The following is a 19,039-nucleotide window of genomic DNA, read 5'->3' as shown; positions in this document are numbered from 1 at the left end:
CCCGGCGTGGGCAGATTGGCGTGAGACATCCGTCACGCCGCGACCGCGGGCATTGCATATGAGCATCGTCGATCGGTTGACGGCGAAGGTTCGGCGGGCCAAACTGACGAGCACCAAGTGGCCGGAGCCAGGTTGGTAGGGCGTGTTCAACGGCGAACACGCGCTCTAGGGGCTAGAGCAGGGGTGCAGGGTGATCCGTTTCGCCAAGATCTTCACGGTCGCTTTGTTCGGAGCGTTTGCCGTCGTCACGGTAGTCGCGGCCTCGCCCGACCCCGGAGATTCGAAGCCGAGTTACACAGACGAACTCGATCTCACCGGAACCCCGTCAAAGGTCGATATCGAAGTCCTCGCCAGCACGCTGGAATTCGACCTGTTCCTCAAGGCTCCCGAGGAGTGGGGCGATGCGTACTACGACGACGGCAAATTCGTCATCAACACCGTGACGCGCAACGTCGAGGACGCCGCGAAGGTGCTCCGCGAGTATGGCGTCATGGGCGGCGTGATCATCCGACAGGTCCCGACGTCGATCGCTGACTACGATCGGGCAAAGGATGCCATTCGGCACGCCAAAGAGTTTGAGGGCAAGCTCTCGTCCGTCGGTCCAGATTATGCCGCGGGTACGCTCAGGGTCAAGACGTTGCCAGGCGCGCGAGTCAGCGAGATCGACGTGCAAGAGGTCCTCGAGCAAGCTGGCGCGAGCTCTGCCGCGAAAAGCGAATTGGACCCCCCGCTGCCAGTCGTGATCGAAGAGGGAGCGGCGTTCCACCTCATGGCGAGCAGGTACCACGACGACTCGCCGTTCTATGGCGGTGGGTTCATGGCCTTTTTTGATGACACTGGCGACCCACACAATGCGTCTGGTTGCACCGGCGCCTTCGCGTGGTATCGCGCTCCGTACTACTACATGGTGTCCGCGGCGCATTGCGCGCGGGACAGTAACTACCACCACAGCGATGATGTACGTCGGTGGACGACCGATGGCCACTACTACTCGATCGGGACCGTGACTTACGTTTCGGCTGGCGCGAACGGCACGGTCTCAGGTAAGCATGGCGACTGGTTGATGGCGAGGATGGACAACGGCAACGCCACGGCATCATGGGTTTGGACCGGTACCTTTGACTCGCATACACCGCAGCGAGTCCACATCCCCGCGGTGCTTAATGCGGGCTGGTCAAACTCAACGCTGCGCACGGCAGGAGCTGCCACGGCCCAGCACCCGACGTGGGGCGACGGCGAGTTGAATCCCACGAAGATCATCGCTACGAATCAAGATGTCCTACAAGACGGCGTTTGGTACACCAACTTGACGATCGCTGAAGACACCAACGAATGCCCCTATAGGGGCGACTCGGGGGGCCCGTTCTACCAGCCGCGGTCCGACGGACGGCTTCACGCCGTCGGAATCATGTCTGGCAGCCAAACAGATGTCTATCCCTGCCAGATGTCATATACGCCGATTGGGTACGTAACGGCTGACTTCGGCGGCGAGTTGCAAACGGATTGAATATGTCGGGAATACTCAGACGGAGTAGTGGCGAGCCAACAAAACGGAAGCGCCGGTGCACGTGATGCGCAACTTTCGGTGGTGGGGGTGGTTGCTCATCGTGGCGCTGGTTGTCATTGGAGCGGTGCTCATCATCCATGGGATCACGCAACCCGATCGGTCTTTTCACTTGAAGTAGGGCCCCGTCACGCAACGAGTTCACGTCGGCGCTCGCGGAGGAGCTCGACGGCGTCGCGTGCCGCGGTCGCATTGGGCAGGGTGTACGGCTGGGTGGTGGCCACCGAGGCGTGGCCGAGTAGCTCTCGGATGGTGCGCATGTCGACGCTGGCTCGCAGCAGATCCGTGGCGAACGCGTGCCGGCAGCAGTGCAACGTCCACTCCTCGCCGAGGATCGCGGACGCTTGCTCGCCGATCCAGCGGGCATGCACGTGGCCGGTGGCCCGTTGGGACGGAAACGCGTACCCGCCGCCTGAGCGGCACGCGATACGGACCGCGATCGCGAGTCTTGCATTGAGCGGGGCCACGATCTCTCTCCCGCCTTGCGTGGACGGTCAGCCACCACCCGGTGATGTCGACGTACAGGTCGTTCTCGTGGACTTGGGCTATCTCACCTCGCCGCATCCCGGCCTCGCGTGCCAACCGCAAGACAAGTTGCACGCGGCTGCCGGCCTCGAGCAACGCACGCGCGTATACGGCGGGCGGGATCGGCCTCGGTTGCCCAGGGTGTTCGCGGATCCGTAGCAGTGCGGCCGCCGGCGAGTTCTCTATGCGGTGCGTGTCGACGCCGTGCACGTAGAAGCACACGGAACTCGCGCGGCGCCCGCGCCGAGTCTCGTGTGCGCACGGCTACGCGCCGGCCCACGCCATGATGTCGGCCGTCGTCACGAGCCACGGATCAGTTTAGCCACCATGGCGGGCGAACACGAGCATGTTCTCCACGCGGGTCCCGGTCGTGGTCTCGGGACGCCCGGGCGCGCGCAAGTGCGCGAGGTACCCCGATAGTGCCTCGTACCAGGCGGCACTTACCCCCTTAACTGCCTGGCGCGAATGTATTGGCTCTCAGGCGATCGCGTGCCCCGCCTGTGGATACGTCTGATTTCGGGCGTGTCGTCCTTTTCCCCCGCAACGCGGGTCGTTGTCGCCTGTGGCACGAAGTGCAGGTGGCGTTCCGGCATGGCGAGTCAGGCGGCCTCGGGTCGGTGACCCTCGATTCGCTGGACCGTGCGCCAGCTCAATCTTGCGTTCGCGGGCACTTGAGAGGTCGGTCACAGCGACAACTGACACCCAACCAGAAGGTTGGGGTTCGAATCCCTCCGGGCGCGCTCAGCATGGCCCCGCTCCACTTATCGTGGATGCATGGACAACCTCACCACCCTCGCCGACGACTACTACGCCTTCGCGCGCGCCGCTGACGGCCACTCGCTCCTGTGGAACTCGTCAACCGAGCACCTTGAGACCTGGCCGGCCTTCTCGCCCGACGCTGTGGCCGAGCACCAGCGCACCTACAACGAGTTCGCGGCACGGGCCGACGCTGTGGTCGCCAGTTCTCCGCGCGAAGTTGCGCTCAAGGACGCGATCGCATTCACCGCGCGCTCAACGGCCGTGGACCTCACCTGGAATGCGGCGATCACGGGCACCCACCCGGCGCTCGGCTTCGTGGGCATGATCGAGCTGTTCGGCACGCGCTTCAATCTCGTGACGGACGAGCACGCGGACCAGTACCTCGCCAAGATGCGCGCGCTGCCGCACGCGCTCGATGATCTCGCGTCCGTCGCGGAGGCCGAGGCGCTCCTTGGCATCGTCGGGCTGACCCGCCACCTCAACCGCACCGCCGAGCTCATCGAGGAGCTCGTGGCGAGCCCAGACGCCCTTGACCGTATCGCCGCCCAGTCGCCGCCGTCGGGCCTTGCCGAAGCCCAAGCCGACGCGTGGACGGGCGAGCTGCGCGAGATCGTCGCCAACGAGGTCCTCCCCGCGCTCGCCGATCACGCCGTGCGCATGCGCGCTCTCGCCGAGCGCGGCCGCGACGACGACCACCCCGGCTACTGCCACCTGCCAGGCGGCGACGCGCAGTACCGCGACCTCGTGTGGGCGATGACCTCAACGGACCTGACACCCGAGCAGATCCACCAGTTGGGCCTCGACCAGGTGGCGCGCCTGGACGAGGAGTACAAGGCCATTGCGGGCCCGCTGCTCGGCACCACGGACCTCGCCGAGATCTACCGCCGTTTCCGCGACGACGAGTCGCTCGTCTACACGAACGCAGAGGACCTGGTCCGCGACGCGGAGGCCGCATTCGAGCGTGCGTACGCCGCGCTCCCGAGCGCGTTCAGCCGGATCCCCGTCACGCCGTGCCGCGTCAACGCGGTCAAGGGCGGCGCCCAGGCGTACTACAGCGCTCCCGAGCCGGAGACCGGCAAGCCAGGTGAGTTCTTCTTCAACGTCTCCAACCCCACCGACTGGAGCCGCACGGACCTCGAGGGCACCACGTTCCACGAGGGCGTCCCCGGCCACCACCTGCAGTTCGCGCTGCACGAGGAGGACACGGGGCTGCACAACGTGCTCAAGCGCATGAATGTGACCGCCTACCTGGAGGGATGGGCGCTGTACACGGAGCGCCTCGCGGACGAGCTGGGCCTGTACTCGAGCGAGCTCGCGCGCGTAGGCATGCTGCTCAACGACTCTCTGCGCGCGTGCCGTCTCGTGGTCGACACCGGGATGCACGCCTTCGGCTGGACCCGCCAGCAGGCCATCGACTTCATGATGAACAACTCGCCGAACTCCCTAGGCGCCGTGACCGCAGAGGTGGATCGCTACATCGCGATGCCCGCGCAGGCGCTCAGCTACATGGTCGGCAGGCTCGAGATCATGCGGCTTCGCGAGCAGGCAGGTCTGCCGCTTCCCGAGTTCCACGAGCGGGTGCTCGCGAACGGCATGGTGCCGCTCCCGACGCTCGCGCGTCTCGTGCTCAAAACCGACGCTGTTTAGGCGGGATTTGGAGATAGAGTTCCGTTAGGCGCGCACGCAATGGTCGCGCCCTGACAAGGAGTAACAATGGACGACGGCTTCTTTGACGGCAGCTTTATGGCGTTCCTGCTGTACACGCTGTGGATCTTCATCCTCATTTCCTTCATCTTCGTGGTGATTCGGATCATCATGGACGTGTTCCGCTCGCAGGACCTTGGCGGCTGGGGCAAGTTCTGGTGGATCTTCTTCATCATCGTGCTGCCGATCCTCGGCACGCTGATCTACCTGTTCGCCCGTGGCGGCAGCATGGCTCAGCGCGATCTCGAGGACGCAAGGCGTGCGCGTGAGTACGACAAGGAGTACACCAAGACCCTCATCGGCGAGGCCGGCGTGGGCGGTTCCGCTGGTGAGATCGAGCGGGCAAAGGCGCTGCTTGACTCCGGCGCGATCACGCAGGCCGAGTTCGAAACCCTCAAGGCCAAGGCGCTCGCTTAAGCGCTCCAGGTCACTTCAGGAGGCCACGTTCCCCTCGCCCGTCAGGGCGAGGCGGGACGTGGCCTCTCCCTTTCGTCACCATGGTGACCGCGATATCGCGCCCCGGTGGGAGCAGGCGGATCGTGACCGCCCCTACGTCCACGCGATCGAGCGCGGCCGCGAGCCGTATGCCGATCTCGGCCATCGCGACGGGCGACGGCAGTTCGGAGCCGCGGTCGTCTAGCAGCGCCACTTCCACGCCCCGCTCGCGCGCGCGACCGACCGCACCGACGACGATCGGCATCATGAGGGATCTCCCGCGCACGCTGTCGCGCAGGTGCGCCTCGACGCGAGCGAATTCCGCCCTGTCCGCGTCGCTGATCGCCGCGCCGCTCGCGATGCGGTCGAGGAGCGGCACTGCCGTCGATGCGAGCTCTGCCGCACGCTGCACGCGGATCTCCTGGGCGGCGTTCGCGGACGCCGCGACCGCGGAGGCGCCAACGGAGCGTTCGGTGAGTTCGTTGATGCGCTGGGCGGTCCGCCGCAGGGACCGCCCGAACAGCGTTGCGACCACCATGAGCGCGATCTGCGACTGCGCGAGTCGAAGCCCCCACAGCACGCCCCAACCGCTCAACTGCGCCCACGCGAGGGTGATGCTCACCATGATGAGGCCCCCGAGCCACGCGAGGAGCACGCGCCTGCGGAGGATGAGGAACCAGATGAGCCAGGTGTTGGCACCCAGGTGCCACGTGGCGCGCCCAACGTCCAGGCCGTCGGGAAGCGCGTAGCTCACGAGCAGCGTGCTCACCGTGATGATCCCAAGGAGCACCAGCGTGAGCGGCAGCGGGTACGGGTCCGGGTACGGCCTGCCGATCAGGACGACGCCGAAGCACACGATCACCAACGCCACGTAGGACGCCCAAGGATGATCGAGAACGTTCGCGGTCGCGAAGGTGAAGACCGCGTTCGAGACGATCACCATGCCCATGACGAGGTGGGCGCCGTCGGTGTGCAGCCCAAGCAGGCGGCTGACGTCCGTTGGCGTGACCCGCTCCGCGGGGATTGCGCTCATGGCCGCCTCCAGCTGAGAGTGATTCGCGTACCGGCGCCCGCGTGGGAGCGGACTTTGGCGTCGCCGCCAGGGAGCGACCCCATCCGCTGCATGATCGACACCCTCAGGCCAAGCCGACGCTGGGGCACCTCGCGCAGGGAGAACCCGACGCCGTCGTCGGTCACCGTCACCCCTACGGCGTGGGTCTGGATCGCCACGTCTACGCGCCTGGTGACGTGATCGCCAGCGTGCCGCAAAGAGTTGCGGATCGCCTCCTCCGTGGCCTCCGCGAGCGCGGCGACGACGTCGCGCGGGATCTCGCCATCGAAATCGATCACGTACGAGAACTCGACCTCTGGGCTCAGCTCGCCGACCGTTGCGCGCAGCATGGCGACGAGCTCCTCTGGCGCGTACGGCGTGCTCGCGAGCTCGGCATTGGCGAGCTGCTCAACGGAGGTGAGTGCGTCACGCGCCTGATCACGGAGACTCGCGGGCGATCCGGGGCGTGCGGCCGCGAGCAGCACCGACATGATGTCGTCGTGCACCATCGCGTTGATGCGCGTCTGCTCGCGCTCGCGAGTGACCGCGCGCGCCTCGAGTGATGCCTGCTCGCGCGCGCGCTCGGCCACGGAGTCGAGCCTGGCCGCGGCGAGCACGACCGCGAGGGACACGCCGGCGAAGATCGAGCTGCTCACCATGGAGCCGAGCCCCTCGAGCACCGCCTGGATCGCGGTGGCATCGCGAACGGCGAGGCTCACATAGACGATGAGTGGACCTTGCATGAGCGCGTACACCCAGGTGACGCGGCCCTTCCAGGCGACAGCGATAAGCGATGCGGGGATGGCGCCGAAGCCCTGGAGCCAAGGGGCGGCGCCCTGCGCCAGCTTGTCCGCATGGATCGCGAACGGAAAGAGCAGCATGGAAGCCACGAAACCGAGCGCGCTGGCCGTGACGAGCCCGCGCATTGCCGCGAGCGGCAGCACCCTGCCAAGGACAACGAAGGACGCCGGAAGCACCAGCACGGTCGCCACGCTGAACCACAGCACAGGCGCATCGACCTGCGACAGCTGTCCCCTGAAGCCTCCAGGACCGCCAGAGAGCAGCACCCCGAAGATGATGGTGGCGATGCCGATCGCGAAGTACATGGTTCGCGTCATCCGGTCGAGTGCGGTGCGCTCGTCGCTCGCCTCACCCATCTTCGTCCTCGGCGAGCAGCCCGTCCTCTACCGCTCGTTTGTAGAGGTCCACGCGGGACAGCGCCGGCCTGCCCGCGTCGGCGTACTTGCGCCGGATACGGCTCACATACTCTGCCACGGTCTCGCGCGAGAGGCCGGTGTGGAAGGCGACCGACGCCGCCGTCTCGCCGCTCGCGTAGAGTCCCAGGATCTCCTGCTCGCGGGAGGAGAGTTTCGCGTCGCGAAGGTCGGCGTCCGCGTCGATTGCCGCGGCCCAGTCGGCGCCGAATACCTCTGTGCCCGACGCTGCGGTGCGGATGGCGTCGAGCAGCGTCGCGGGATCGGCGGACTTGCGGATGAGGCCCAACGCGCCTGATCGGGCCGCGGACTGGATCATGCGGCGGTCCTCGGCTCCCGTGTACACGAGGACGTGCGCGCCGCGCGCATGAATCGCCTCGACGTTCTCTTGCGGCAGTGAGCCGTCGGCGAGCCGCAGGTCGAGAACTACGAGGTCAAGATGGCCCTCGATGGTGTCGAGCTCGGCCACCGTCTCGACCATTCCGGCGAGCGTGAGGTCGGGCTCCGTCGCCACGAGATCCCGGAATCCGATCGCAATCAGGGCGTGGTCTTCCACGAGCGCGATGCGTCGTTCGGCGTCCATTGCCCCTCCTTGCACCGCAGACTAGCGGACTGGGACCGGTACCAGGGGTGTTCGGGTACTAGGGGATGTCCCTGTCCCCATAAATGGGGGCTTTACGGCTCTTGCGGATGGTGCGAGAGTTCCCAAGACGGGCCGCAGGCGGGGGGAGGCCCGTCGCTTAGGCGGAGGTAGGGGATGGACTGGACTGTTGAGGCGCTCTGCGTCCTGATCACAGGGTTGCTCTTTGTGGCGATCGTGGTGGCCGGCCTGACCCCGCTTGCGTCGTTGAGCCCTGCATCGTTCGTGGCATTCAGTGCCGCGGCCGTGGTGTTCATCGGCGCGGCCTTCGCGCTCGCGCGGGTGCAAGCCGTCAACTACCCACCCGCAATGTGGGTATTGCCGATTCTCCCGCTGCTCATCATCGGAGTGCTGGGCAAGGATGCCGTCGCCGCCAGACGCGCATCTGCCCGGCCAGAGCGCGCGACCGCCATCGCGCGCCCCGATGCTGAGCGGCCCGTCGTCGCCCTGGTCGGGACCCCGGCTCCCTCCGGTGAGTCCGTCCAGGGCGGCGACGGAACCCCGAGAGAGCTCGCGGGCAGCCCGAACGCGACGCCGAACGAACTCGCGCACATGGCCATCAACCACCCAGAGCTTCGCGCGGTGATCGCGCGCAATCCCATGACCCCGCACTCGGTCCTTGAGTGGCTCGCGCAGCAGGGCTCCGCCGACGCTGTGGAGGCGCTGCGGGGTCGCAGGACTTCGCAGGGCGCCGGGGTCTGACACACCCCTGGGCCAACCGCGCCTAACCGGCCTTGCCCTGCCAAGCGGTGCTGTCGGTCACGATGCACAGGCCCATCCGATCCCCGTGGCTCCACGTGCCCTCGGAGGGCACCCACGCCACCCACTCGCGTCCGGCCGCGGCAGACTCGAGCGCTCCGCCGGGCGCGAGCTGCGTTGCGCAATAGGCGAGTACCGCGTCCGCAACCTCGTCGGAGCCCGGCCACTCGTCTGCCGTGAACGTGAAGGAGCTGACCACCTCTGCCGAGTGCGGTTCGTCGCACGCCACCACGAAGACGGGGCCTGCGCCGTCGCCGAGCGAGTCGATGCACATGCCGGTCACAAGCTGGGCCGAGTGCAGCCGCCCGGTCGCGGACGCGTCGGCCGGGGTGAGGTTGGAGTTCCGGATCGTGAGCGTCACCTGCGCCACGACACCGGCGGCGATCGCCACCAGACCCACGCCCAGGAGCACCGCAACCCAACGCGGAAAGCGGGAACGGCGTCGGGCAGGAGGCGTTGGCCGGAAGTCCGAGCGCTTGACCGTCCCGGCGGGAGTGCCGTCCGGGGCGGGGGGCGGGGCGAAGTCGTCGGTCATGGTGCGGTGCTCGGTGCGCTGCCGGTCACGCCAACGCGTCGAAGTCGACGATGACGGGCACGTGGTCCGAGGCTCCCTGCCCCTTGCGCTCCTCGCGGTCGATCTTCACCGCGGTCGCGAGCGTGGCCGCAGCAGCAGACGCGTACACGAAGTCGATCCGCATACCCTCGCCGCGGGGGAAGCGAAGCTGCTGGTAATCCCAGAAGGTGTACGTGTTCGGCGCGTCGATGAAGCGGCGGCTGAGCTCCTCGTAGCCGGCGCCCTCGAGGGCGTGGAAGGCTTCCCGCGCCTCCGCCGTCACATGGGTCTCGGCCGAGGGATCGGTCTCGGACCAGATGTCCGTGCTGAGCGGCGCCACGTTGAAGTCGCCCGCGATGATGGCCGGGCCGTCCGCCCATTCCGCGGCCGCGTCGCGCAGGCGGGCGAGGAAGTCCAGCTTGTACGCGTAGTGGGGATCGGCGAGAGCGCGGCCGTTGGGCACATAGACGCTCCACACGCGCGTCCCGCCGCACTGCGCCCCGATCGCGCGCGCCTCAACGCGCGGGTCTCCCGTCTTCGCGAAGCCGGGCTGTCCCGCGAACTGCGTCTCGACCCCCTCAAGCCCAATGCGCGATGCGATCGCCACGCCGTTCCACTGGTCGAGCCCATGCGCGGCGATCTCGTACCCGAGTGCCGCAAACGGGGCGGCGGGGAACTGCTCGGGCTTGCACTTGATCTCCTGCATGGCGAGCACGTCCACCTGGGAGCGCTCAAGCCAATCGGCCACCCTGTCGACGCGGGCCCGTATCGAGTTCACATTCCAGGTGGCGAAGCGCATGGCACCACCGTACCGACGTAGGGTCGAACCATGGCAACCGCATTGGTGACAGGGGCATCGGCCGGCCTTGGCGAGGAGTTCGCGTGGCAGCTCGCTACCGCTGGTCACGACCTCGTGGTGACGGCACGTTCTCGCGACCGGCTCAGTGCGCTCGCGGACGTGGTCGCAAGCGCAACGGGAGTCGCGGTGGAGGTCCTCGCCGCTGACCTATCGCTGCCCGACGGCAGGGAGGCTGTCGCTTCCCGCCTCGCCGATTCCTCGCGGCCGGTGAGCCTGCTGGTCAACAATGCCGGGTTCGGCCTCGGCAAGGACTTCCTGACCACGTCGTGGGAGGACGAGGCCGCGATGCACGACGTTCTGGTCACCGCTCCTTTGCGCCTCACCCACGCTGTGCTGCCGGGGATGGTGGAGCGCGGGCACGGCGCCGTGCTGAACGTCGCCTCCGTGGCGGCGCACCTCAGCAATACGACGTACGCCGCCCACAAGCGCTGGGTGGTCGAGTTCACGGAGGCGCTTGCGGGCCAGCTGCGCGGCACGGGAGTGACCGCGACCGTGGTGCTGCCAGGCATGACGCGCACCGAGTTTCACGACAGCTCCGATCTCGAGCACATGAAGAGCGCCCTCCCGGAGGCCGCGTGGCTCTCCGCCGAACAGGTGGTGAGCTCGGCGCTGACCGCGGTGAGGCGCGGCTCGGTGACGGTGACGCCGTCGGTGCGCTACGTGGCCGCGGGAACGCTCATGCGGATCGCGCCGGCTGCGGTGACCCGACGCTTTGGCTACTCCCGTACGCAACGGTAGCCAGCGTCGGGCCGCTGGTGGGGCGTCCGCTACTAGGCTGGCCGCATGACGACGCCGCCCTCTCAAACCCCACGAGACACCCTTCGCGACCTCATCAAGGACCTGGCGGTGGTCCACGGCCGCATCACGCTCTCCTCGGGGCGCGAGGCCGACTACTACGTTGACCTCCGCCGCGTCACGCTGCATCACGAGGCGGCGCCGCTCATCGGCCACCTGCTGCTTGACCACCTCGAGATCAGCGGCTTTGGCCCCGCGGACATCGACGCCGTCGGGGGACTCACGCTCGGCGCGGACCCGGTGGCGGGGGCCCTGCTTCACGCGGCGGCGTCCCGAGGGCTCGCGCTGGACGCGTTCGTGGTCCGCAAGGAGGCGAAGGCGCACGGGATGCAGCGACGCATCGAGGGCCCGGACGTCGCCGGACGCACGGTGGTGGCGGTCGAGGACACCTCCACCACGGGAGGCTCGGTGCTCACGGCGGTCGAGGCGCTGCGCGAGGCGGGGGCGAACGTGGCGGCCGTCGCCGTGATCGTTGACCGCGGCACGGGCGCGCGCGAGGTAGTTGAGGCCTCGGGCCTGCCGTACCTGTACCTGTATGACCTCCAGGACCTCGGGCTCGAATAGCCCATGCAGCGCTTCAGCCGCCGCAACGTGCTCGGGTGGATCGCGGGCGCGGCGGCGCTCGTCGTGTCCGTGGGGGTGCAGGCGGGAATCTTCGAGTGGCACGTGTGGGCTGTCATCGGGGTTGCGGCGCTCGTCGTCGTCGCGTACTTCGTCTTCCGCGCCACGGAGCAGTCCCGCCACGCTAAGCGGCTGCGGGAGTTTGCCGAACTGCACGGCTGGGCCTACCGCGCAGAGGGTGCTGAGCTCCTCTACGGGCTGACCGGCTTCCCCTTCGGAACGGGCACCGCTCGTGTCGCGATGGACGTGGTGGAGGGCACGTACTCGGGGGTCAGCGTGGCGTCCTTCACCTACAGCTTTGATCAGCAGATCGCGGGAGAGTACGCGGGAGAGCAGGTCTTCACCGTTGCGCAGGCGCTGCTGCCCACTCGGCTGCCGAGGCTGGACCTGGTGCCCGAAGACATGGGCACCCGGGTGCTGAGCCAGTTCGGGCTCGCCGACATCGATCTCGAGTCGGCGGAGTTCAACCGCACCTGGCGCGTGCTGTGCGACGACAAGCGTTACGCGATAGACGTTGTCGATCCGCGCATGATGCTCGCGCTCATGCGCAATCGCCAGCAGCGCGTGGCGGTGCGCATAGACGGCGACAAGGTGGTCGCGTGGAGCGCCGGGGTGGCGCACGTCCGCGATCTCGCGCGCAGGATGGACCTCGTGGCGAGCGTCTCGAAAGCCATCCCCGCGCACGTGGTGAGGAAGTACGCCGAAGGCGAGCAGCAGCGTCGGGCGCAGGAGGCGGCACGGGAGGCGGCCGCCCCAGGCTGGGCGAACACCCCTGGCGCCTTGACCTCTGGGCGTTACACCGGCGTCGGCGTCGACGCGGACGGGGACGGGGTAGAGGACTGGGAGCAGCGCAACCGCTAGAGTCGTGGCTACAACCTTCGGGAGGACATTGTGATCTGGGCAATCGTGATCATCGCGATCCTTGTCATCGTCGGCGCCTGGGCTGTTGCCCAGTACAACGGCCTCGTCAAGCTGCGGAACCTGGTGCAGGAGGCCTGGCACCAGATCGACACCGAGCTGCAGCGCCGCCACGACCTCATTCCCAACCTGGTGGAGACGGTCAAGGGCTACGCCGCACACGAGCGCGAGACCTTCGAGGCGGTCACGCAGGCGCGCGCCGCCGCGGCCGCACCCGGGGCGGGACCCGCCCAGCAGGCGCAGAACGAGAACATCCTCACCCAGGCGCTTGGGCGCCTGTTCGCCGTGGCCGAGGCCTACCCGGAGCTCAAGGCGAACCAGAACTTCCTCGCGCTTCAGCAGGAGCTCACGAACACCGAGGACCGCGTCGCCGCCGGACGCCGCTTCTACAACGCGAATGTGCGCGAGCTCAACACCAAGATCGAGACGTTCCCCACCTCGATCATCGCGAACATGTTCAAGTTCGTGAAGGCCGAGTACTTCGAGACCGAGGACCCGGCGGCCCGCCAGGCGCCGACGGTTCAGTTCTAGGCGCAGTTCAGTTCCAGCCGGTCCGACGCTAGGGGGCTTGGGCGTGTTGCCTGACGTGGGGTTCGGGACGGGTGATGGCATCTTCGGTGCCATCTTCTCTCTGTTCCCGCTGATCTTCCTTGGCGTGCTCGGCTTCATGATCTTTGCCGCCGTCAAGGGGTATCAGGAGAGTCAGAAGCGCAAGGCAGCGATCGCGGCAACGGTGGCGATGCACCACCTCGGCCACATCCCGGAGGACCCGTCGCGGGTGGGCTACTTCTCGAGCGCGCCGTTCGGAATCGGCGACAGCAAGCGCGCGCGGGACATCGTGTGGGGCACTCTCGCCGGAAGGCCGTTTGAGACGTTCGCGTACAGCTACGAGACGCACACGACGGACTCCGAGGGTCACCGCTCCACGACCACGCATCACTTCCAGATCACCTGGGTGCCGCTGCCGGGCCCGCTGCCCGCGCTGCGGCTCATGGGCGACAACGCGCTGCTGCGGGGCCTCACGCACCTGGGCGCTCGCGACCTCAACGTGGAGTCGCACGAGTTCAACCAGCGGTGGAAGGTGGTCGCGGACGACGAGCGCATCGGACACGCGGTGTTGACCCCGCGGATGATCGAGCGGTTCCTGCAGCCGGACGTCGCGGGCCGCACCTTCGCGTTCGAGGGCTCGGCACTCATGTCGGCCTCGCCTCAGGTGAGCGATCTAGGAGACCTGCAGCTGGTCGTGAGCGCGCTGCACTCGATCGTGGACCTGGTGCCGGCGTTCCTGTTTGAGGACGCCTCAGGCGGCCAGCCGGAAGGTAGCGGCGAAGCGATCCAGTAGGCGTGGGTCGCCGCTCAGCACGCGCACCGAGTCGAGGTCCCCGCTGAGCACGGCCCGGATCCGCGAATCCGTGGCGAACTCGAGGTCCGCGGGCGCCGTTCCGCGCTGCACGCCGAGCTCGGGGCCGTCCACGCGAATGAGCACATCCGTGCCCGCGAAACCCGCAGCGTAGGAGGTTGGCGGGAGAGCGGCCGCAGCGTCGTGCCGGAAGGCGGAGCGTAGGGCGATGGCCATGCCGTCCGGGGTGAGGACCTGCCCGTCGCGGGGGTCGTCGAGGGCTTTGAAGCCCCACGCGCTGAGGGAGAGCACAACGGGCTCGAGCTCGCGGCCGTATGGCGTGAGTTCGTAGAGGATCACGCGCGAGCGCGGCAGGCGGCGGATGATTCCGGCGGCCTGCAGCTCCTTGAGGCGAGCGGCCAGGATGTTGGTCGGGATGCGGGGCAGTCCCTCGGCAAGCTCGCCGTACCGGCGCGGGCCAACGAGCAGGTCACGCACGATGAGCAGCCCCCAGCGCTCGCCCACCAGTTCGAGGGCGCGCGTGACGCCGTCGTATTGGCCGTAGTCTCTCGCGGCCATCTAGGACTGCGGGCCAGCTGGGTCCATCCAGCCGAACTGGATGACGTTGCCGTCTGGATCGTTGACCTGGCGCGTGTACATGAAGCCGTAGTCGTCGGCGGGTTGGGGCTCGGCGCCGCCGGCGGCGATTCCCGCAGCTGCTGTGGTGTCAACGTCCTCGCGGCTGTCCCGGTACACGGTCACGGAGACCGACGGCGAGGTCGCGTTGTCGCCGATGGGCAGGTTGCTCATGCTCTGGAAGAACTCGCGGCTGATCGCCATGAGGTACGTGTGGTCCTCATCGATGGTGAAGCACGCGGCATTGTGGTCCGTGAACATGGGATTGAGGGCGAATCCGACGGCCGTGTAGAAGGTGGTGGCGCGGTCAACGTCGGCGACGGGAAGGCCGATGAATACTCCGGGCATGGTGGACTCCCTTGATGGGCGATGCTGTCGCAACTACACTTGCAAAAAACAAGTGTGGTGTCAAGGGGAACTCAGATTGTGTTGAGCCCAACGTCCTCGCGGCGGCGCTCGCGGCGATGGCGCACCCACTCCACCGCCATGGGGATCAGCGACACCGCCACCACCAGAACCAGCGCCACCTCGATGTTGCGGCGCACAAAGTCGAAGCTGCCGAGCCAGAAGCCCAGCATGGTGACCCCAACACCCCACGCGAGCGCACCGATCACGTTGAACTTGATGAAGTGCCCGTACGGCATCTTGCCCACGCCTGCGGCGACGGGGATGTAGGTGCGCACTATCGGCACGAACTGGGCGAGGATGATCGCGCGCCCGCCGTAGCGCTCAAAGAACGCGTGAGTCCGGTCGATGTAGGACTTCTTGAAGAAGCGCGAATCTTCGCGAGCGAAGATTCGCGGACCAACCCCGCGCCCGATCCAGTACCCGATCTGCGGACCGATGAACGCCGCGAGGCCCATGATCCCGGCGACCACCCAGATGGGCAGGCCGATCTGCCCCGTGCCGGTGAAGAGCCCAGCGGTGAACAGCAGCGAATCCCCGGGAAGGATGGGGAACAGGAGGCCCGTCTCGATGATGATGATCGCGCAGATCGCCGCGAGCGCCCAGGTTCCGAAGCGGTCGATGAAGCCGTTGATGAGCGTCTCTGGGTCCAGCCAGTCGGGGCCTAGGAGATGGAGGTTCGCGGCAATCACCCGGCTAGCCTACGGGTGTGAACTCAGAACTCCCTGAGAGTGAAGACACGCGCAACGTCGTTGACCGCTTTAAGGGCTGGCCGATGGAGGCGATCGTCGCCGACCTCGACTCGCGCCGCCACCCCTTCCACGTGGCCATCGAGAACTGGCAGCACGATCTAAACATCGGCTCCGTTGTCCGCACCGCGAATGCCTTCCTCGCCAAGGAGGTGCACATCATCGGCAACCGTCGCTGGAACCGCCGCGGGGCCATGGTCACGGACCGCTACCAGCACATTCGCCACCATCCAACGGTTGAGGAGTTCGTGGCCTGGGCGCACGGCGAGGGCCTGCCCGTGATCGGCATCGACAACCTTCCGGGCTCGGTGCCGCTCGAGACCTACGCCCTGCCCAAGGCGACGGTGCTGGTATTCGGCCAGGAGAGCGTCGGGCTGTCAGAGGCCGTGCGTGAGGCGGCCGACGCCACCCTCGCCATCGCGCAGTACGGCTCCACGCGCTCGATCAACGCGGGAGCGGCGGCCGCGATCGCGATGCACGCGTGGGTGCGGCAGCACGCGGACATAGCGGCCGGGCACGCGGGCTAACTGAGTTCGCTCCGCAACTTGGCAACAAGCGGCCCGACGGCCGCGTTCACCTCCGCCTCGCACGTCGCCGCGAGCGCGTGGCTCGGAACGGCTCGTGCTGGATCCGTAGCCCCCGGGACGAGGGGCCCATAGAGGGTGCCCGCGATTTCTGACAGAATGGACGACGGTTCCATTCACTCAATTGCAGGAGTTCCGCATGGCCATCGCCACCCCCGAGTCCTACAACGCGATGCTCGACGCCGCCAAGGCCGGCTCGTACGCGTTCCCAGCCATCAACGTGACGTCGTCCTCGACGGTCACGGCCGCCATCCAGGGCTTCGCGGAGGCTGAGTCCGACGGCATCATCCAGGTCTCGATCGGCGGCGCGCAGTACGCGTCCGGCTCCACGATCAAGGACCAGGTCCTCGGTTCCGTCGCGCTCGCGGCGTACGCCCGCGAGGTCGCCGCGGCCTACGGCGTGACGATCGCCCTGCACACCGACCACTGCCACGCCCAGTACGTGGACTCGTGGTTGCGCCCGCTGCTCGCCATCTCCACCGAGCGTGTCGCCCGCGGCGAGCAGCCGCTGTTCGTGTCCCACATGTGGGACGGCTCATCGGTGCCGCTTGCGGAGAACCTCGACCTCGCGGAGGAGCTGCTGGAGCTCTCCCAGGCCGCGCGCACGGTGCTCGAGATCGAGATCGGCGTCGTCGGCGGCGAGGAGGACGGCCACGCGGCCGAGATCAACGAGAAGCTGTACACCACCCCCGAGGACGGCATCGCGACCGTCGAGCGCCTGGGCACCGGCGAGAAGGGCCGCTACCTCACCGCGCTGACGTTCGGCAACGTGCACGGCGTCTACAAGCCGGGCGCGGTCAAGCTCCGTCCCGAGCTGCTCGGCGAGATTCAGGCAGCGGTCGGCGCCAAGGTGGGCAAGGACAAGCCGTTCGACCTGGTCTTCCACGGCGGCTCCGGCTCCACGGCCGAGGAGATCGCCACGGCCGTCTCCCACGGCGTCATCAAGATGAACGTCGACACCGACACCCAGTACGCCTACACGCGTCCCGTCGCCGACTACATGCTCAAGAACTACGACGGCGTCCTCAAGGTCGACGGCGAGATCGGTGACAAGAAGACGTACGACCCGCGCGCGTGGAGCAAGGTCGCGGAGGCCGGCATGGCCGCCCGCGTCATCGAGGCCTGCCAGCAGCTCGGCTCGGCCGGCAAGAAGATCTGACAGCGCCATGCCGGGCGCGGTGATCGTCGGCGCCCAGTGGGGTGACGAAGGCAAGGGCAAGGCGACGGACCTGCTTGGGTCGCGCGTCGACTACGTGGTGAAGTTCAACGGCGGCAACAACGCCGGCCACACGGTCGTCATCGGCGACCAGAAGTTCGCCTTGCACCTGCTCCCTTCGGGGATTCTCACGCCCGGCGTGACGCCGGTCATCGGCAACGGCGTGGTCGTTGACCTGCGGGTGCTGTTCCAGGAGATCGACGGGCTGTTCGAGCGGGGCGTGGACCCGTCCGCGCTGCTCATCTCGAATGCCGCGCACGTCATCACCCCGTACGCGCGCACGCTCGACAACGTCACCGAGCGCTTCCTCGGCAAGCGCAAGATCGGCACCACCGGCCGCGGGATCGGCCCGGCGTACGCGGACAAGATCAGTCGGCTCGGCATCCGGGTGGGCGACCTGTTCGACGAGCAGGTGCTTCGCGACAAGATCGAGGGCGCCCTGGTCGCCAAGAACCACCTGCTCGTCAAGGTCTACAACCGGCGCGCGATCACCGTCGACGAGGTGACCGACGAGCTGCTCGCCTATCGCGACCGGCTCGAGCCGATGGTGACGGACACCTCGCTCGTGCTCAACGAAGCGCTCGACGCTGGCGGGACGGTGCTCTTCGAGGGCGGTCAGGCCACGATGCTCGACGTTGACCACGGCACCTACCCGTTCGTGACCTCGTCGAACGCCACGGCAGGCGGGGCGTGCACCGGCTCCGGCGTCGGGCCCACCAAGATCGACTCCGTCATCGGCATCGCCAAGGCGTACACCACTCGCGTTGGCGAGGGCCCGTTCCCCACGGAGCTGCTGGACAAGTGGGGCGACCGGCTTCGCGACGTCGGTTTCGAGTTCGGCACCACCACTGGGCGGCCCCGACGCTGTGGCTGGTATGACTCGGTCATCACCCGTTACGCGTCGCGCGTCAACGGCCTCACCGACATCGTCCTCACCAAGCTGGACGTGCTGACGGGGATCCAGGAGATCCCGGTGTGCGTCGCGTACGACGTTGATGGGGTGCGCTACCAGGACCTTCCCCTGGACCAAGGCGCATTCGCGGCTGCTATGCCGGTGTTCGAGACGTTCCCCGGCTGGGACGAGGACATCTCTCGCGCCCGCTCGCTCTCAGACCTGCCCGCGAACGCGCGCGACTATGTCTCCGCCGTCGAGGAGCTCAGCGACTGCCGCATCTCCACCATTGGAGTGGGTCCCGGCCGCGACGAGATCATCCAGATCAACGACCTGTTGCATTCGCGCTGAGGCCGGTGTCGTCGAGCCACTCGGCGAGCGCGGCGGCGGAACCCGGCCGCACGTCATAGAAGCGCCACGGTCCGTCGGGGCTCACGGACACGATGTTCGCTTTGGCGAGCACGTTGAGGTGGTGCGAGGCGCGGGGGATTGAGATCCCAAAGCTCGCCTGGATCGAGCCATGCAGGTCGCCCGCATTGGTGCCTCCTACCTGCAACATGCCCACCACGAACCGGCGGACGGGATGGCGCAGCGCGTCGACCGCGTGCTGAAGGGCGATCTCGGAGCGCACGCGATATTCGTAGTCGCCCCAGTCCATGAGGTCACCTCTGTCTACACATTTCCGGACTTCCGAAAGTACCGAGATTGTGCGTGCGTGCGTGGTGGCGTTGGCGAAACTGTGGAGAACTTCGCCCATTTCCGCGAAAAGCAAAAATGCGCCGGAGCGCGAGTTGGTTGGCGCGTGGCACGCGGTGCGGTTG

The 19,039-nt window shown here is 67.4% G+C and carries 21 protein-coding genes and 1 pseudogene; 12 read left to right on the top strand and 10 right to left on the bottom strand.

Annotation, left to right across the window (positions count from 1 at the left end; all coding sequences use genetic code 11):
- The first annotated feature begins 190 nt into the window (after positions 1–190).
- The gene (locus NVV57_04885) at positions 191–1,507 is read left to right on the top strand and encodes a S1 family peptidase (GenBank protein ID MCR6712057.1); all 1,317 of its coding nucleotides are present in this window, start codon (positions 191–193) and stop codon (positions 1,505–1,507) included.
- 185 nt (positions 1,508–1,692) lie between these two features.
- Here the strand turns inward: NVV57_04885 and NVV57_04880 are convergent, their stop codons facing one another.
- Positions 1,693–1,935 (bottom strand): tyrosine-type recombinase/integrase, encoded by a 243-nt coding sequence (locus NVV57_04880; GenBank protein MCR6712056.1) that lies wholly within the window; start codon positions 1,933–1,935, stop codon positions 1,693–1,695.
- 928 nt (positions 1,936–2,863) lie between these two features.
- Here NVV57_04880 and NVV57_04875 point away from each other — a divergent pair.
- Together NVV57_04875 and NVV57_04870 are read left to right on the top strand one after the other, a co-directional pair.
- Positions 2,864–4,495 (top strand): DUF885 domain-containing protein, encoded by a 1,632-nt coding sequence (locus NVV57_04875; GenBank protein ID MCR6712055.1) that lies wholly within the window; start codon positions 2,864–2,866, stop codon positions 4,493–4,495.
- A 66-nt stretch (positions 4,496–4,561) separates the two neighbouring features.
- On the top strand, positions 4,562–4,969 hold the full coding sequence (locus NVV57_04870) for an SHOCT domain-containing protein (GenBank protein MCR6712054.1): 408 nt from the start codon (positions 4,562–4,564) through the stop codon (positions 4,967–4,969).
- Positions 4,970–4,979: 10 nt separating this feature from the next.
- On the opposite strand, the gene NVV57_04865 is transcribed toward NVV57_04870, so the two are convergent.
- Genes NVV57_04865 through NVV57_04855 form a run of 3 tightly spaced genes read right to left on the bottom strand, consistent with a single transcriptional unit; the run spans position 4,980 to position 7,835 of the window.
- On the bottom strand, positions 4,980–6,020 hold the full coding sequence (locus NVV57_04865; GenBank protein ID MCR6712053.1) for a hypothetical protein: 1,041 nt from the start codon (positions 6,018–6,020) through the stop codon (positions 4,980–4,982).
- On the bottom strand, positions 6,017–7,195 hold the full coding sequence (locus tag NVV57_04860; GenBank protein ID MCR6712052.1) for a hypothetical protein: 1,179 nt from the start codon (positions 7,193–7,195) through the stop codon (positions 6,017–6,019). The genes NVV57_04865 and NVV57_04860 overlap by 4 nt, the downstream gene beginning before the upstream one ends.
- Positions 7,188–7,835 carry a response regulator transcription factor gene (locus NVV57_04855; protein ID MCR6712051.1) on the bottom strand — a complete coding sequence of 216 codons (648 nt, stop codon included), beginning with the start codon at positions 7,833–7,835 and terminating at the stop codon, positions 7,188–7,190. The genes NVV57_04860 and NVV57_04855 overlap by 8 nt, the downstream gene beginning before the upstream one ends.
- Before the next feature lie 174 nt (positions 7,836–8,009).
- Between NVV57_04855 and NVV57_04850 the strand changes: the two genes are divergently transcribed.
- Positions 8,010–8,594, top strand: coding sequence for a hypothetical protein (locus NVV57_04850; GenBank protein MCR6712050.1), 585 nt, complete (start codon positions 8,010–8,012; stop codon positions 8,592–8,594).
- Between the two features lie 22 nt (positions 8,595–8,616).
- Here the strand turns inward: NVV57_04850 and NVV57_04845 are convergent, their stop codons facing one another.
- Positions 8,617–9,186 (bottom strand): septum formation family protein, encoded by a 570-nt coding sequence (locus NVV57_04845; protein MCR6712049.1) that lies wholly within the window; start codon positions 9,184–9,186, stop codon positions 8,617–8,619.
- Positions 9,187–9,211: 25 nt separating this feature from the next.
- Positions 9,212–10,003, bottom strand: a complete 792-nt coding sequence (locus tag NVV57_04840) for an exodeoxyribonuclease III (GenBank protein MCR6712048.1) — start codon at positions 10,001–10,003, stop codon at positions 9,212–9,214.
- Positions 10,004–10,033: 30 nt separating this feature from the next.
- On the opposite strand from NVV57_04840, the gene NVV57_04835 reads away from it, so the two are divergent.
- The 5 genes and pseudogenes from NVV57_04835 to NVV57_04815 all read left to right on the top strand — a co-directional run bounded on the left by NVV57_04835 (position 10,034) and on the right by NVV57_04815 (position 13,739).
- Positions 10,034–10,801: an SDR family oxidoreductase gene (locus NVV57_04835; GenBank protein ID MCR6712047.1), complete on the top strand. Its 768-nt coding sequence runs from the start codon at positions 10,034–10,036 to the stop codon at positions 10,799–10,801.
- 45 nt (positions 10,802–10,846) lie between these two features.
- Positions 10,847–11,422 carry an orotate phosphoribosyltransferase gene (pyrE, locus tag NVV57_04830; GenBank protein ID MCR6712046.1) on the top strand — a complete coding sequence of 192 codons (576 nt, stop codon included), beginning with the start codon at positions 10,847–10,849 and terminating at the stop codon, positions 11,420–11,422.
- Positions 11,423–11,425: 3 nt separating this feature from the next.
- Positions 11,426–12,340 (top strand): DUF3137 domain-containing protein, encoded by a 915-nt coding sequence (locus NVV57_04825; protein ID MCR6712045.1) that lies wholly within the window; start codon positions 11,426–11,428, stop codon positions 12,338–12,340.
- A gap of 30 nt (positions 12,341–12,370) precedes the next feature.
- Positions 12,371–12,925, top strand: a pseudogene (locus NVV57_04820) (LemA family protein).
- A gap of 46 nt (positions 12,926–12,971) precedes the next feature.
- Positions 12,972–13,739, top strand: a complete 768-nt coding sequence (locus NVV57_04815; protein ID MCR6712044.1) for a DUF3137 domain-containing protein — start codon at positions 12,972–12,974, stop codon at positions 13,737–13,739.
- On the opposite strand, the gene NVV57_04810 is transcribed toward NVV57_04815, so the two are convergent.
- From NVV57_04810 to NVV57_04800, 3 genes are all read right to left on the bottom strand, one after another.
- Complete coding sequence (locus NVV57_04810; GenBank protein ID MCR6712043.1) at positions 13,698–14,315, bottom strand: helix-turn-helix transcriptional regulator; 618 nt, start codon at positions 14,313–14,315, stop codon at positions 13,698–13,700. The genes NVV57_04815 and NVV57_04810 overlap by 42 nt on opposite strands.
- Positions 14,316–14,720 carry a glyoxalase gene (locus NVV57_04805; GenBank protein ID MCR6712042.1) on the bottom strand — a complete coding sequence of 135 codons (405 nt, stop codon included), beginning with the start codon at positions 14,718–14,720 and terminating at the stop codon, positions 14,316–14,318.
- A 71-nt stretch (positions 14,721–14,791) separates the two neighbouring features.
- A complete protein-coding gene (locus tag NVV57_04800; protein ID MCR6712041.1) occupies positions 14,792–15,469 on the bottom strand; it encodes a VTT domain-containing protein in 678 nt (225 codons plus the stop codon).
- 17 nt (positions 15,470–15,486) lie between these two features.
- On the opposite strand from NVV57_04800, the gene NVV57_04795 reads away from it, so the two are divergent.
- The 3 genes from NVV57_04795 (at position 15,487) to NVV57_04785 (ending at position 18,569) form a co-directional block, all read left to right on the top strand.
- The gene (locus NVV57_04795; GenBank protein ID MCR6712040.1) at positions 15,487–16,053 is read left to right on the top strand and encodes an rRNA methyltransferase; all 567 of its coding nucleotides are present in this window, start codon (positions 15,487–15,489) and stop codon (positions 16,051–16,053) included.
- A gap of 196 nt (positions 16,054–16,249) precedes the next feature.
- Positions 16,250–17,269: a class II fructose-bisphosphate aldolase gene (fbaA, locus tag NVV57_04790; protein ID MCR6712039.1), complete on the top strand. Its 1,020-nt coding sequence runs from the start codon at positions 16,250–16,252 to the stop codon at positions 17,267–17,269.
- Positions 17,270–17,276: 7 nt separating this feature from the next.
- Positions 17,277–18,569: an adenylosuccinate synthase gene (locus tag NVV57_04785; protein ID MCR6712038.1), complete on the top strand. Its 1,293-nt coding sequence runs from the start codon at positions 17,277–17,279 to the stop codon at positions 18,567–18,569.
- Here NVV57_04785 and NVV57_04780 read toward each other — a convergent pair.
- On the bottom strand, positions 18,544–18,876 hold the full coding sequence (locus NVV57_04780) for a hypothetical protein (protein ID MCR6712037.1): 333 nt from the start codon (positions 18,874–18,876) through the stop codon (positions 18,544–18,546). The genes NVV57_04785 and NVV57_04780 overlap by 26 nt on opposite strands.
- Positions 18,877–19,039 lie beyond the last annotated feature (163 nt).

This window comes from Demequina sp. (assembly GCA_024707205.1).
Lineage (GTDB): Bacteria > Actinomycetota > Actinomycetes > Actinomycetales > Demequinaceae > Demequina.
The sequence above is the reverse complement of the archived record's forward strand: the minus strand, read 5'-3'. Positions and strand labels throughout refer to the sequence as shown.

Excerpts from the sequence above, each read along its gene's own strand:
- NVV57_04870 (MCR6712054.1), top strand. The coding sequence starts at position 4,562 with ATGGACGACGGCTTCTTTGACGGCAGCTTTATGGCGTTCCTGCTGTAC.
- NVV57_04845 (MCR6712049.1), bottom strand. The coding sequence starts at position 9,186 with ATGACCGACGACTTCGCCCCGCCCCCCGCCCCGGACGGCACTCCCGCC.
- NVV57_04840 (MCR6712048.1), bottom strand. The coding sequence starts at position 10,003 with ATGCGCTTCGCCACCTGGAATGTGAACTCGATACGGGCCCGCGTCGAC.
- pyrE (MCR6712046.1), top strand. The coding sequence starts at position 10,847 with ATGACGACGCCGCCCTCTCAAACCCCACGAGACACCCTTCGCGACCTC.
- NVV57_04825 (MCR6712045.1), top strand. The coding sequence starts at position 11,426 with ATGCAGCGCTTCAGCCGCCGCAACGTGCTCGGGTGGATCGCGGGCGCG.
- NVV57_04875 (MCR6712055.1), top strand. The coding sequence starts at position 2,864 with ATGGACAACCTCACCACCCTCGCCGACGACTACTACGCCTTCGCGCGC.
- NVV57_04860 (MCR6712052.1), bottom strand. The coding sequence starts at position 7,195 with ATGGGTGAGGCGAGCGACGAGCGCACCGCACTCGACCGGATGACGCGA.
- NVV57_04855 (MCR6712051.1), bottom strand. The coding sequence starts at position 7,835 with ATGGACGCCGAACGACGCATCGCGCTCGTGGAAGACCACGCCCTGATT.
- NVV57_04780 (MCR6712037.1), bottom strand. The coding sequence starts at position 18,876 with ATGGACTGGGGCGACTACGAATATCGCGTGCGCTCCGAGATCGCCCTT.
- NVV57_04810 (MCR6712043.1), bottom strand. The coding sequence starts at position 14,315 with ATGGCCGCGAGAGACTACGGCCAATACGACGGCGTCACGCGCGCCCTC.
- NVV57_04785 (MCR6712038.1), top strand. The coding sequence starts at position 17,277 with ATGCCGGGCGCGGTGATCGTCGGCGCCCAGTGGGGTGACGAAGGCAAG.
- NVV57_04865 (MCR6712053.1), bottom strand. The coding sequence starts at position 6,020 with ATGAGCGCAATCCCCGCGGAGCGGGTCACGCCAACGGACGTCAGCCGC.
- NVV57_04835 (MCR6712047.1), top strand. The coding sequence starts at position 10,034 with ATGGCAACCGCATTGGTGACAGGGGCATCGGCCGGCCTTGGCGAGGAG.
- fbaA (MCR6712039.1), top strand. The coding sequence starts at position 16,250 with ATGGCCATCGCCACCCCCGAGTCCTACAACGCGATGCTCGACGCCGCC.
- NVV57_04850 (MCR6712050.1), top strand. The coding sequence starts at position 8,010 with ATGGACTGGACTGTTGAGGCGCTCTGCGTCCTGATCACAGGGTTGCTC.
- NVV57_04805 (MCR6712042.1), bottom strand. The coding sequence starts at position 14,720 with ATGCCCGGAGTATTCATCGGCCTTCCCGTCGCCGACGTTGACCGCGCC.